A 13,725-nucleotide genomic window follows, 5' to 3' on the forward strand; every position below is an offset into this window, starting at 1 on the left:
GCCCGGATTTCAAGGCTGCTGTTTTTATATCCTAAGGCTTATACTTCTTCTGTTATAAACAGGATGCCCCTCCGGGGCGGCATTGGCTGATGTTTAAAAAGCCGCAGGGCGGCTTCCTGTTTGTAGCAATTGCAAATCCATGTGATATTCTCGGCTCCGGAGGAGCCTGCTGGCCGTGCTTCTGTTTTCAGGATGCCCCTCCGGGGCATTGCTGACTTTTCCTTTACACTGAATTGAAGATTGTACCGATTCTGATCCGTTTAATAAATAGACATACCGATGTTTGCTCGTACGAAAAGAAAAGTTTTCAAAAATCTTAGTTTTGCGACATAAGTATTTATAAGTGAGCATCCTAAATATTTTCCTACCAACTTTCAAACCTTATACCGAATGAAAAAGTCCATTTTACTCTCTTTTACTACATTCCTGACTCTTGCCATCGGCATTGTTGCCTGTACCACAGACCATGTCGTACCCATTCCCGAACCGGCACGGTTTGCAGTTACAACTGTTGATACGACATTACGTTCGCCAATCGGACTGGACATGGATGGCAGCGGGAACTTATGGATTGCAGAAATTGGAACCGGAAATGACGACGGAGCTATTGTAATGCTTACGCCGGGTGGACAAAAGACAACTGTAATCAGTGGTTTTCATTCAACGGCCGGGCCTGAATCCAATGAAGGTTTAAGCCACATCAAATACGTTAACGGCAAATTATACATCCTGCACGGCATTGACGGTATTTTGTATGTTGCCGATGTTTCCAATTTCAAAGCGGGAAATCCGCAGATTCCGATGGCGTCGCTGACACAAACTGACATCGGTACTTACAGCAGGAGCCTTAATCTCACCGATCCTGTTAATTCCAACATCTTTGATATAGAATTTGATGGCGCCGGAAACTATTATGTTGCAGATGCCGGAGCCAATGCCATTTTCAAATGGGATAAGAACACCGGAAATATTTCACTTTTTGCCAAAATCCCGTCTGTTGCAGGCGGCACCATCGACGCCGTTCCTACCGGAATCGTGTTTGACGGCAGCAAATTCCTCGTCAGTTCGCTAACCGGATTCCCGTTTGCGCCCGGCAATGCAAAGATTTTTGCAGTAGACCTGAATGGCAATGTCACCATTTACAAAGACGGCCTGACAATGTTGACGCACATTGAACTGAGTGCCAACAAAAAACCCCTTGTTATCAAATTTTCAGATTTTGCGCTGCCGAACGGATTTGTTCCTTTTAGCGGAGCGGTTCTTAATGAAGACGGAACCGTATTGGCCGGAGGGCTGATGATGCCAACCGATATTCGGAGAACCGGCGACAGACAGTTTCATGTGATCAGTTTTGCCTTGGGACATCTTTACAAACTGACTTATTAAAGAGAAATAAAGTGCATAAAAAGACGCCGTTTTTTTAAACCTGCGTCTTTTTTTATTTAAATAAGGATCCGTTTGGTATTTTTGATTTGGTAAATACTTGATGATATCTCTTGTTTTCCCGATAGTAAATACTTTTGTAAAATATAATAGCGGAAAGTATTACCAAAGCAATTAAAACCGGGATCAGCCACGCTAAAATTGAATTTCCTGCAAGATTGATCGGTTCCGGATTGCCGATTAAAATTAGATTGGCCCAGTAATACGGCAGTGACTTTTCAATATTATTTGCTGCAATAAAATCAATTTTGGCCTTTTGTAAAGCTTTATCTTTGGATAAACCCTGCGCCAGATATTTGTGAAAATGAATGGAAATATCGTAAATAGCCTGCTCATCCGCTTTCCATAAAGTGGCCGCTATGGACGGAATTCCAGCCATCGTAAAACCTCTTGCAAGGCTGTAAATTCCTTCACCCGCCGCACTTTTACCAGCATTGGTTTCACAAGCACTGAGTATCACAAGCCGTGTTGCAACCTGATGGTTTAATAACTGAAGTTCAGAAAGCCGAATGACCGAATCCTGCATATATAACATCGGTTCACTCCAGTTTTTGTCAGCTTTTGCATGCGAAAAAACATTGACGATATTATATTTTCTGATGTTATGGATAAAATTACTTTTTGTTGCTTCTTCGTTCGTAAATAACCTGGTTCTATGGTAAAAACCGGCCGCTTTTTCCAGTGAAAATGCTGCATTTTTCAGATCCGTAACTTTAAGATGTTGCTGATAACCCGACGGTGCGAATCCGGCAAAATTCCCTTTTGCCGGAATATTACCAAAATCTTTCAGTAAATAACCTGCCGAATAAACGTAATTGAAAACATGATCTTTCAGGAGAAGCGCTTTGCCGGTTTTATCTTTGGAAAATGCTTCAAACGGAATCAGAAAATGATCGGCACATATGATGACTTTTCTGGTTTGCAATTTTAATGGCTGAACCAATGATTTATATAATTTATTGGATAAAAAGGCAAAGTCATTATAATGATTTATCAAGGTCTGCTTTTCTGAACACATTTGCGTAAAATCATCAATGCTGCACGGATCGAACTGTTCTTTTGTAAGCTTGACGAGTTCAGCATCCCTGGCGGTAACTTTCAGCATATAGGTAACAGAATCATTCATGAAATAATGAACAAAACTGGCTTTTGCTGTTGAAAGGTACTTCTGAAGTGTGTTTAGATCCGGCACTTCCGAAGAATATTTATACTGATAATAAGCAGGATATTTTTGTTCAAGTGTTTTGATATAATGATCGAAATTTGTTTTGGCATTCAGGAATTCAGCCTGCATTTTTTCATTTTCCGTTTTGTCAATGGTGGAAGTAGTCCATTTCTGCTGTGCATTAATTACTGCCGCCCGGAATTTGTATTCTTTTTCTGATTCCTGAATGGGCAATTTGGCAGACGCGCCGAGTTCATTCAATTGATCATTCAGTAAAACCGCCCGGCTTTTTTCCATAAAGAAAAATGCAAGCTGAACGTCGTTGAAAAGATAACAGGCTTCAATTGCATGCTCATACATTCTATTGGTTTTCTCTCTCCAGTGAAGTTTTGACTGTTCGCCGTATTGCTTCCAGCGCATCAGATCCACTGCTTTATCCGCTAACCGGAAAGTTTCCAAAGCCGTTTTCAGAAGCATTTTATCCTTTCTGATTTTGTAAAGATCCAGAAGCGCCTCCGCCTTATTCGACAGCAATGTGGATATAAAATAATCATTGGAAACGAGCATCAGCATTTTAGGATCCGGATTGCTTGTAATGGAAGTATTGGTGAAATGAACAGGCAAAACATTAAGTGCTTTCTGATAGAACCGCAGCGCCTGATCCAGATCTTTCTGACGATGATAAAGAAATCCCATATTGATAAACAATCCCGATTTCTGATAGTCGTCTTTGGATTTATCGGCCATTTGCATTCCTTTTTCATATGCATTTAACGCTTTGGAAGTATCATGCAAATTGCTGTCATACAAGTAACCAAGATTCAACATATCGCGCGAACATTGCGCCCAGTTTCCCGTTAGTTCGTTCAGTTTATATGATTCCAGATAATATTTGACCGCCGTTTTATCATTTCCGTTCTTTTTCATGAACTGCGCATAAACTGCGTAAGCGGTAGCAAGCCGGTTTGAATACATTGCATTTCCGTGAAAAATGGAAATTGCTTTCTGAATATTTATTTCGGCATTTTCAGAATCCTTTAATTCAATTTGTGCCTGCGCTTTCTGACATAACAATGCTCCTTCTGCCGGAACATCCTTTATTTTCCTTGCAAACAGAATGCCTTCGTCAGCGGTCTCGATTCCTTTTTCATAATCTCCGGTCTGAAAAAAAAGATATGCTTTTTGTTCATAAGCCATAAAAGCCAGAAAATATTTGGAAGGGAATTTTTTGCTTATGGCTACACATTCATCCAGCGAACGGTGGGTATATCCGTAATGGTAAATCCGGCTGTAAAACGTGCCAAGATTAAAATAACTGTTGGCCAGAAAAGAAACGTCCGCCTTTTTACTGTTTCTGTTTACAGCAATGGCTTCTTTCGTAAAAAGTATTGCTTTTTCTATATCCCCTGTTTTACTGTAAATGCCTCCGGTTCTATGTAAAATCCGGGCATAAATACTATCCTTAACCAGGTTGCATTTCAAATACGATTGCTGCAGCAACAAAAGTTGTTCAAGATTTTCGTTATCCGGAACTGTCGTGTTTTCTTCTATCCTTTTAAGCAATTGGCGAAATTCAGAATTGGAAAGACATTGAGCATTAACCTGCTGCTTCCACAAACACAAGCAAGGAAGCAGATTGAGCAATACAAACAGCTTATACATATCCGTATCAATTAATTATTTCGGGAAGTCTTCCTGGTACAGGTTCCTTTTTTGATATGCTTGAATTCAAGCTCGGGAACATCAAACATTACAGCCGGCAATAATTCCGAATCATCTACAAGCGTAAGCGTATGCAGCAATTGCGTTTTGTCAATATTTTCAAGTCTGAGTAACTTCTTTTGTGCAAAAGCTCCGATTACACCCGTTGCAATTGCCGTTGCGAAAGAAGATCCGCTGATCATGTCCCTGCACGATTTACCTTGAAACGGAACATAAAATTTCATTTCCTCATCGGCAAATACACCGAGATCAACATACCTGCGAGAAAAATTCTGGGTTGGACTTGTATTCTTTCCGTCCGTTGTAGTTACAGTCAATACGCTGTTTGGATAAACGCTGAGGTCTGCCGGATAAAAGTGATGAATTGCAAGATTCCGAAGCTGCTCATCGGTTATATTCAATCCATATTCTTTGAGATAAATTTCTTTTGCAATCAGTTCTTCATCGGCAAATTTGTTGCCTGCAGCCGTAATAAACAGTATTCCACTTTCTTTAAGTGTCTTGTTGATTAAGTTGTCGAAATAAGCAAATTGATTGCGGTAGTAATAGTAAAAACCCCAGCTTGCATTGATGATGTGGGCACCTTTTGCCATAGCGAAATGTATGGCGCAAATGATTCCGAAAAAGTCGCCTTGTCCGTTTGCCTTATGTGTTTTTAAAGGCATTATTTCAACCGCATTATTTTGGGAATTAAGAAATTCATTAATAATGAACATACTGACAACAGTACCGTGCCGATACGGATTATCATCACTGAAATCTGAATTTCCCATATTACCGGAACTCATTTCGGAGAAATTCCAGCCGGATTCAACGTCTTTGTAACAGTCCGGACCGAAATCGTCAGGTTTGCTTTTCCATAAATAGTCCGAATCAATCAGTTTATCGTCAAATCCGGTATCCAAGACTGCAACCACAATCTTTTCCTTGCCGGTATCAATGTCTTTCGGCTTTTGGAATAACGGATATTCATTAAAAAAACTGCCGTTTTCTTTTTCAAAAGGAGAATCATTAAAAAAGTTATGGGAATATTCGCCAACAACCGGAGGGCTCGGTACAGAGCCGACAACAACTCCTTCCCCATTGATTACAGTATGAAATAAATCGCCGATAAACAATACGGCCAAACACCCGCAATCATCGCATTTGACAACTTCAACGTGATCGGAATCAATTCTTCTCCGGCCATTGATTTCTTTTGCAGTAACCAAAAGAAAATTTTTTACAACAGCAATGTCTTCCGCTGTTGGCAATTCCTTAAAAAAAACACAGATTTGATTTTGTTTGTATGTTTTAAGAAATAACGGAGCATACTGATCATTCCTTTTCTTGGATCGTCTGATCCAAAGCGGCAAGTCGCCGGATGGTTTCTTATCCATATCAATTGCGGTTTAGTAATTATATATTTACTTAAATAATTAATCTGCAAACCAGCATCCGGAAATTATTGAAACAGTTATGAACTGCCGTTTTATTCTGTTGATTTCAGTCCGGATTCTGTCAAACCATGCCTGATTAAAAGCTTTTCAGCCATTCCCTGCTTTCCTTACTTCCTTCCGTATTTTCTCCTGCCAGTTTCTCCATAATTTGTTTTGCTGATTGCCTGTCTCCATGATTATCGCGCATCAAAAGTGTAACGGCTTTCAAAAATGTCCCCGGGTTACTATACAGATTTTGCATTTGTGACAATTCATCAAATTCTTTTAATGCATTCGTGTAATCACGTTTGGCGAGATAAGAAAGGCCGGCATATTTTTTTGCTTCACTATTTTCCGGATGGCTTTTGTATATGCTTTTGAAATAAGACAATGCCTTGTTATAATCCTTCCTGTTATAAGCCGCAATTCCTGATTGAAGGCTGTCATCCGCATTCCCCATTGTCTGGCTCAACTGCATAAAATTCTCATTGTAGTAATTGGTTGCCAACGTTTTAACACTGTCTTTTGAAGTGAAGAAAATAAAGTAGGAAAGTAATATAATGCCGACGGCCGCGGCCATCCCTGTAAAAAAGCGGGCTAATCTTCCCGAATAAAGCGGTACTCCTTTTTCTTCCTCCTGCTGCGAATCCGGTCTGAAATAACGCTCATTTAAAGTATGCAAAGAACTTAATAACGCACTGTGATTAACCAGGTGCATTTCCTTTTCCCGCATTGCCAATTCAACCGTCCGGTAAATTTCAAACGTGGAATACAATTCCGTATCGGAAGACAATTCAGCTTCGAAGTACGCCTTTTCCTCGCTGCTCATTTTTCCGTTCAGGTATAAATCAAACTGTTCAAATCTGTGGGTTTCCATGATCTTTTATTTTAAAGAATTAAACCGTGAAGACGTTTTTACCAATGTGACAAGCTGCGCCATGCATTCCGATTTTTTCTTCCGTGCATAACCGTAAGTCAATCCTGTCATCTGCGCCACTTCCTCCATCGGTTTGCCTGCCCAGCTCAGACGCAGCAGTTGCCTGCAGACAGTCCCAAGTTCTTCCAGCTTCTCCGTAATCAGGTTTAAGCGTTCCTCATGAAAATTAAAATCCTCGGCCAGTTTAAAACTGTCTTCACTAATGATTAATCCGTCGTCTTCCAAGGTTGTTACCTGGTTAAACTTCTTTTTATCCAGCTCGTTTAACCATTTCTTTTTACAGATCAGGTACAGAAATGCATCCAGCGGACAGGTTAATACAAAATCATGCACACTCGCTTTTTTAAAGATGGAAATCAGTGCATCCTGAAAAATGTCGGCTGCTTCTGCTTCCGTTCCGTTATTTTTTAACACCATCCATTTTACCTTGCCGGAAAACTTCCGGTACAATTCATCAAGCAGTATTCTGTCATTATTTAACAGTGCGTCTATATACTTCTGATCGGGATGTGGCATTGAATTAAACTTTAAAATACAATCCTTTATATACGCTGCCTTGCTGTTTTTTTTAAGTGCACATGTGCTTTCTAAAAGTTAAAAAATCTACTTGCAGTTACACGATATTGCACTATGTAAAGTTAAACTGTCTGCCGGTTTTCTGTCTATTTTCAGAAACTATCTACTTGTTTACGGCCCGTTTCTTATTAAACGGTTTTCATTAATTAGTTAACTGAAGTATAATAAGGAAGAGCGTCACTCAAAAAGAAGCAAATTCCTTATAGCGCAGCAAAGCTGTTTTAGAAAGATGAATATTTTGCAAAAAACAGGTAACAAACAGAAGGCCATCCGGATATAAACCCGAACAGTAAAAAAGGCAACTTGTTAATTAATCAAATTTTAAATCTTATCAATATGGAAAAGTTAGATCAGCTTGATTTGAAAGCACTCGATGTAGATGAATTACAGGAAATCGAAGGCGGATTCATTTTTGTATTTGTGGCCGGATTCGCCGCGGGCGTTGCAGCAGGAGTAGCAGTTGCATCATTATTAAAATAATGCTTCCGATTCCATTATCCAATTTTAAATCAAAAATGATAAACAAGATGGAAAACTTAAATTATCCCTTATTCAAAGAACTGGATTCCCAGGAAATAAAACAGATACAAGGCGGATTTTCGCCGCTTTGGCTTCCTTTGATCGCCTATAAAATAGTCGAAATGCTTTCTGAAAAGCAAAAGTGAACATAAATACAATAGGGTTTAAAGACATTAGCTAGCAAAATAATTTACAAAATGAAAAATCCAGAACAACCTGATGCGCAAGAATTAAATTGGGACGAATTAAAAGAAATACAAGGCGGTATATGGTGGCTTGTACCCCTGCTGATTGCATCGGTTATTATCAAAAACTGCTAGGCATTTTACTTTTCCTTTTTTTTTGGGACGGGAATTCTGATACATGCAAATTCTCTGAAATGATGTGAATTAATTAATTTAAACAGTTATGGAAAAGCAAAAAGAATCCTTGCAATGTCCCAGTTATATTGCCAAACCCGGTGCTGATCTGTTCGGTATCGTTGGCAAGGACGGAAAGGTTGAATACCTGCATGAACCAATCAGAATCGATAAAACATTTGTTGAATCTGCCAAAGAATATGAGGAAAATACCGGAAAATCCGCAGAAGAAAGATTCCGGTTTTCAGGAAAATGTATTGAAGGCGGATGCCATCAATGGAGCCATGAGCATGCATCGTGCAGCCTTGTCAGCAGGGTAATTGAAGCCATGAACCAAAAGGCTGAAAGGGAAGAACTGCTGGTTCCTTGTGCAATCCGCAGCAAATGCCGCTGGTTTTCACAACAAGGTGCACTTGCATGTGCAAACTGCAATGAAATCGTTCGCAATGCTGAAAAGGAAAGGCAGTCGATTGCAGCCTGACCCAAACACCTTTACAAAAATCTTAATTTCTGCATTGCAAATAAAAACGTTTTCAATAAACGTATAAGCTATACAGTTTTACGTTCCCAGCCTGTAATTTAATCAAAAACCAATTTTTCGGCATCAGCTAAAAGCCTGTTGCCTAGGAAAGCTTTATTCTTAATTTTTATTCACAATTCAATTAAACAACTGTCCAATGAAAGCAAACCAAGAAGGGATCGTAGCGGATCTGAAAGCCTCGGCTACGTCAAAAGAGGATTTTATGCGTAAACTGGCGCAAATGGAAACCGGTGAAATTTCTCCCGAATTTCAGGAAAAGATTGACGGCGGAGTCTATTCCACCTTGCCGGTTTACCGCATTCCGTTTATTTGGGGTATTATCATTAATATTGATAAGACGCTCAATTTTAATACTCAATACTAACCATCAAGAACTTTCTGCTTTATGCAGGAAAGTTTGATGCAGGCAGCGTTTGTACATCTCACATCTGATTGCATAAAACAGCAGTGAAATCAGAATGCGGAGAAACTAATCATCCCATTTTTTATCTATAATTCATAATCTAAAAATTACAGTTATGTATACTTATCATTCACAAACTTCAACGAAATCGCCTGAAGATCTTTTTGCAAATTATGAAGGCGGAGACCTTGTTTCATTGACAACGGATGAAATGTCGGAAGTGGACGGCGGCTTCCTGGCATTTCTTGTGGGAGTGGCCATTGGCGTAACGGTTGCCCATTACATTGCTACGCATTAATTTATATTTCATTATTTCTAATCTTTAACATTAAGAACAATGAATGCTAATCTGACATATGAAAATGACGGGCTTGTATCTTTAAGCCAATCAGAATTAACCGAGACTGAAGGCGGATTACTTCAGGTACTCGTAGCAGGTTTTATTGTCGGCGTACTCGCTTATGCCGCAGTATCCAAGTAAACAAGTATGCTCTGCTTTTTTCGAAAAGCAGAGCATCAATATCATTAAAAAATCGCAATGAGGATTAATAATAATACATGATCCATGCTGTATTAAACCGGCTTGTTTCAGGCTACATAAATAGTCTTTTTTAATTTTAAATAAAATAAATTGTTCTGCAAACAGACGGCCTTTCCGAAGTTTATTAAACCGCGGAGCGGTTTCCTGTTTATAGCAATTTTAAGTGCAGTATATGATTATTAAACCCCGGACGGGTTGCCTTTTGTTATTTTAAAATAATGACTATTATTTTTTAATAGCATGGTAACAAAACATCATTTATACGGATATAAAACAAAGCAAAAAATATATCAATAAACTTTTATTTAAGTTAAACAACATGAAAAATCAGAAACCATTTGAATGCTGCAAAACGGAACTGAATCCGGCTCAACAGCATGACATTCATGGCGGTGTAAAAACCGGAGGCTGCGTTGGACCGTCAAAGCCTTTTGAGGAATTTCCGTTTATTCCGTTCGGGCCGCCCTGTTATCCTCCTGTAATCCGGAATTAACCTCAGTATTTGACCCGTTCCAGTATGATTAAGGTTATTTGCCCGTACTTCCCTCCTCTTTCCATTTCCATTCCTGCCGTTTTCCGGATCTTTTAAACTCTAAAATCCCAATGCTATGCAAACGCAGCTTTACCCCGCGGAAGTCATTGAGCATACTACGGAAGCATACCTTCCGCAGGTTTCTGTCCAGGGACAAATCATTTATGTTTCGGTTGTACTCGCGGTTTTGATCGCGCTTTTGTCACTTCCGTTCATTCGTATAGACGTTTCCGTTCAGAGTTCAGGCATGGTTCGTTCCAAAGCCGAACGCAACGAGCTGCGGTCGCTGGCTGGCGGAACAATTGCGAAAGTACTGGCGCACGAAAATCAGACTGTAACAGCCGGACAACCTGTTTTTCAACTGCAAACGGCCATTCCGGACAGCAAACTGCGGTTGCTGCATGCACAGCAGGCCGAAAAGCAACTTTATATCCGTGATCTTACCTTACTGGTATCGTCCCATGGCACCAACCGCCCGGTTGCAGGATTGAAGTCTTCGCTTTATCGGCAGCAATACGAACAATACATTTTTCAGCAGGCGGAACTGGCGGAAACGGAGCGGAAAAGAAAGCGGGAACTGGAGATCAATCAAAATCTTTTTGCCGAAAAAGTAATTGCACGCCAAGAGCTTGAAGACAAGGAATTTGCATTCAACACGGCGCAGGCGCAATACCGTTCATTCATAGAACGACAAGTCAGCGACTGGCAAAATGCACTTTCTCAATACATGATGGCGCTGGACGAACTGCGGTCGCAGGAACAGCAACTTGTCAAGGAAAAAGAGCTGCTGACGATCACCGCGCCTGTTGCCGGCACCATTGGCCAGCTGGCCGGAAAGTATACAGGAAGTTATGTGCAGCCCGGAGAAATACTGGGTGTGATTTCGCCTGATTCCAACCTGATCGTGGAATGCTATGTTTCTCCAAAAGATATCGGGCTGTTGCGGCACGGCATGAAATCCCGCATGCAGGTGGATGCTTATGATTACAATCAGTGGGGAATGGCCGAAGGAACCATCACAAGTATTTCCAATGATGTGACGGTAACAGATCAGCAGCAGACTTTTTTCAGGGTTAAATGCCGGCTCAACAAAGATCATCTTACGCTCAGGCAAGGTGTAAAAGGGTATTTAAAGAAAGGAATGACACTGCGGGCACATTTCATCATCACCGAGCGGAGTTTGTACGATCTGCTTTACGACAAGGCCGACGACTGGCTTAATCCCAAAAATACGCCTGCCGTGCCGCGTGCAGTTGCCGCAAGATAATGTGATTCTTAAAAGCCCGAATCAGCTTACCGTTTTATCCTAATCTTTATTTGCCATGTTTAATCAAAAGAAAATCTGCGTACGTCAACACGATATAACGGATTGCGGCGCCGCCTGTCTGGCATCCATTTGTGCATTTTACAAGCTCATGATGCCCATTGCGCGTATCCGTCAGTACGCTTCGACGGACAAAAAAGGCACCAATGTGCTCGGCATGATTGAAGCGGCGCACAAGCTCGGGTTTCAGGCCAAAGGCGTACGCGGCCATTTTGAAAATCTCGCCGGCATCCCGAAACCCGCCATTGCGCATGTGATTGTAAAAGAAGTGCTGCATCACTTTGTCGTGATTTACGAGGTTTCCGAAACGCAAATAACCGTGATGGATCCCGGAACCGGAAAACTGGAGAAATACACGCATGATGAATTCAGAAAAATATGGACCGGCGTACTGATCCTGCTGCTTCCCGGCGAACAGTTTGAAACCGGAAACAACAAAAAATCCGTAACAAGCCGTTTCTGGAACCTGATCAAACCCCACCGTTCTGTGATGACACAGGCTCTCTTTGGTGCCGTGATGTACACCGTACTTGGCTTGTCCACTTCCATTTACGTACAGAAAATCGTGGATAACGTCCTCGTTGAAGGCAATCGAAATTTACTTAATCTGCTGAGTACGGGCATGATCCTGATTTTGGGACTGCAGTTGTTTATAGGTTCAATGAAAAGTGTATTTGCCCTGAAAACCGGACAGCAGATTGATGCGCGGCTTATTCTGGGTTATTACAAACACCTTCTGAAACTGCCGCAGCAATTTTTTGATACCATGCGCGTCGGTGAAATTATTTCGCGTGTAAATGATGCGGTCAAAATCCGGGCGTTCATTAATGATACGGCGCTTTCGCTCGTTGTAAACTTGTTTATCGTTGTGTTTTCATTTGGCATGATGTTCACTTACGACTGGAAACTGGCGCTGATAATGCTGGCTGTGATCCCGTTTTATGCCGCTGTATTTTTCATCATCAACCGGATCAACCGAAAAGGCCAGCGCAAGCTGATGGAAAATTCCGCTGACCTGGAATCGCAGCTTGTGGAATCGCTGAATGCCATGGGTACGATCAAACGCTTCGGGCTGGAATCGTATGCCAATGTGAAAACGGAAGTCGGGTTCATGAAGCTGCTGAAAAGTATATTTACTTCCGCTTCGGTTTCCATCTGGGCCGGAAATGCTTCTGAGCTTATATCCCGGTTATTTACGATCATTTTACTCTGGGTCGGCGCAGGTTTTGTACTGGACAACGCCATTACACCCGGCGAATTACTCTCGTTTTATGCATTGATCGGCTATTTTACAGGCCCGGCCAGCAGCCTGATCAGTTCCAATACCGTGATCCAGGATGCACTCATAGCAGCCGACCGGCTTTTTGAAATCATGGATCTGGAACGGGAATCAACCGAAAACAAGATTAAACTGACGCCTGATATGGTCGGTGACATTACGTTCCGCCAGCTTTCATTCCGCTATGGATCAAGGGTGCAGGTTTTTCAGGACCTTAACCTGACCATACCAAACGGAAAAGTAACGGCAGTTGTAGGCGAAAGCGGTTCCGGAAAATCCACGCTCCTGTCGCTTTTACAGAATATGTATCCGCTGCAGAGCGGGTCCATTCACATCGGCGATTACGACATCAAACACATCAGCAACGAAAGTCTCCGGCGCATCGTCAGTGTAGTTCCGCAGCAGGTCGATTTGTTCAACGGCCATGTCATTGACAACATTGCAGTGGGTGAATTTCAGCCGGATATGCAGCGTATTCTAAAAACCTGCCAGCTGCTTGGTATCAATGACTTTATTGAAAAGCTTCCGAACGGGTTCCATACTTATCTGGGTGAAAACGGCGCCAGTTTGTCCGGCGGACAAAGACAGCGGATTGCCATTGCAAGGGCTTTATACCGCGACCCGCAGATTATCATTCTGGACGAAGCCACTTCTTCGCTGGATTCCTTGTCGGAAAAGGCCGTGCAGAATACGATTGAAAAATTGCGGGAATCCGGCAAAACGATCATCATCATTGCGCACCGCCTCAGCACCATTATGGGTGCGGATAAAATCATGGTGATTGAAGACGGCAAGCTGATCGAAGAAGGCAGCCACGCCAGACTGCTGGCCAACCATCATGCCTATTACCGCTTGTGGGCATCCCAGTATATGATCGGTTCCGGAACAGATTTGCTCGATCATGCAAGCCTGGTGAATGTATGCGCAAACGGTACAACAGTCGCAATAGATTCCAATGTTTCCTAA

15 protein-coding genes are annotated in these 13,725 nt (G+C 41.6%); 11 read left to right on the forward strand and 4 right to left on the reverse strand.

Annotated elements, in window-relative coordinates:
• Positions 1-390: 390 nt before the first annotated feature.
• Complete coding sequence (locus tag FEM33_RS14080) at positions 391-1,386, forward strand: ScyD/ScyE family protein (protein WP_139012634.1); 996 nt, start codon at positions 391-393, stop codon at positions 1,384-1,386.
• A gap of 52 nt (positions 1,387-1,438) precedes the next feature.
• Here the strand turns inward: FEM33_RS14080 and FEM33_RS14085 are convergent, their stop codons facing one another.
• The 4 genes from FEM33_RS14085 to FEM33_RS14100 form a co-directional block, all read right to left on the reverse strand.
• The gene (locus tag FEM33_RS14085) at positions 1,439-4,171 is read right to left on the reverse strand and encodes a CHAT domain-containing protein (protein ID WP_161597125.1); all 2,733 of its coding nucleotides are present in this window, start codon (positions 4,169-4,171) and stop codon (positions 1,439-1,441) included.
• A gap of 110 nt (positions 4,172-4,281) precedes the next feature.
• Positions 4,282-5,709 carry a S8 family serine peptidase gene (locus FEM33_RS14090; RefSeq protein ID WP_139012636.1) on the reverse strand — a complete coding sequence of 476 codons (1,428 nt, stop codon included), beginning with the start codon at positions 5,707-5,709 and terminating at the stop codon, positions 4,282-4,284.
• Between the two features lie 136 nt (positions 5,710-5,845).
• Positions 5,846-6,625, reverse strand: coding sequence for a tetratricopeptide repeat protein (locus FEM33_RS14095; RefSeq protein ID WP_139012637.1), 780 nt, complete (start codon positions 6,623-6,625; stop codon positions 5,846-5,848).
• Between the two features lie 6 nt (positions 6,626-6,631).
• On the reverse strand, positions 6,632-7,201 hold the full coding sequence (locus FEM33_RS14100) for an RNA polymerase sigma factor (RefSeq protein WP_139012638.1): 570 nt from the start codon (positions 7,199-7,201) through the stop codon (positions 6,632-6,634).
• 396 nt (positions 7,202-7,597) lie between these two features.
• Between FEM33_RS14100 and FEM33_RS14105 the strand changes: the two genes are divergently transcribed.
• The 10 genes from FEM33_RS14105 to FEM33_RS14135 all read left to right on the forward strand — a co-directional run bounded on the left by FEM33_RS14105 (position 7,598) and on the right by FEM33_RS14135 (position 13,725).
• Entirely contained in the window at positions 7,598-7,741 is a 144-nt protein-coding gene (locus FEM33_RS14105; protein ID WP_139012639.1) for a Blp family class II bacteriocin, read from the forward strand.
• A 47-nt stretch (positions 7,742-7,788) separates the two neighbouring features.
• Positions 7,789-7,926: a class IIb bacteriocin, lactobin A/cerein 7B family gene (locus FEM33_RS14110; protein ID WP_139012640.1), complete on the forward strand. Its 138-nt coding sequence runs from the start codon at positions 7,789-7,791 to the stop codon at positions 7,924-7,926.
• Positions 7,927-7,977: 51 nt separating this feature from the next.
• Positions 7,978-8,100 (forward strand): hypothetical protein, encoded by a 123-nt coding sequence (locus tag FEM33_RS26855; protein WP_262711987.1) that lies wholly within the window; start codon positions 7,978-7,980, stop codon positions 8,098-8,100.
• 88 nt (positions 8,101-8,188) lie between these two features.
• Positions 8,189-8,620 (forward strand): hypothetical protein, encoded by a 432-nt coding sequence (locus tag FEM33_RS14115; protein ID WP_139012641.1) that lies wholly within the window; start codon positions 8,189-8,191, stop codon positions 8,618-8,620.
• A gap of 196 nt (positions 8,621-8,816) precedes the next feature.
• Positions 8,817-9,044, forward strand: coding sequence for a hypothetical protein (locus FEM33_RS14120; protein ID WP_139012642.1), 228 nt, complete (start codon positions 8,817-8,819; stop codon positions 9,042-9,044).
• Between the two features lie 154 nt (positions 9,045-9,198).
• A complete protein-coding gene (locus FEM33_RS14125; protein ID WP_139012643.1) occupies positions 9,199-9,381 on the forward strand; it encodes a hypothetical protein in 183 nt (60 codons plus the stop codon).
• 39 nt (positions 9,382-9,420) lie between these two features.
• Entirely contained in the window at positions 9,421-9,564 is a 144-nt protein-coding gene (locus tag FEM33_RS26350) for a hypothetical protein (protein ID WP_161597126.1), read from the forward strand.
• Between the two features lie 379 nt (positions 9,565-9,943).
• Entirely contained in the window at positions 9,944-10,117 is a 174-nt protein-coding gene (locus FEM33_RS26355; RefSeq protein WP_161597127.1) for a hypothetical protein, read from the forward strand.
• A gap of 115 nt (positions 10,118-10,232) precedes the next feature.
• Positions 10,233-11,423 carry an HlyD family secretion protein gene (locus FEM33_RS14130; RefSeq protein WP_139012644.1) on the forward strand — a complete coding sequence of 397 codons (1,191 nt, stop codon included), beginning with the start codon at positions 10,233-10,235 and terminating at the stop codon, positions 11,421-11,423.
• 55 nt (positions 11,424-11,478) lie between these two features.
• Complete coding sequence (locus tag FEM33_RS14135; protein WP_139012645.1) at positions 11,479-13,725, forward strand: peptidase domain-containing ABC transporter; 2,247 nt, start codon at positions 11,479-11,481, stop codon at positions 13,723-13,725.

The organism is Dyadobacter flavalbus, assembly GCF_006149045.1.
Lineage (GTDB): Bacteria > Bacteroidota > Bacteroidia > Cytophagales > Spirosomataceae > Dyadobacter > Dyadobacter flavalbus.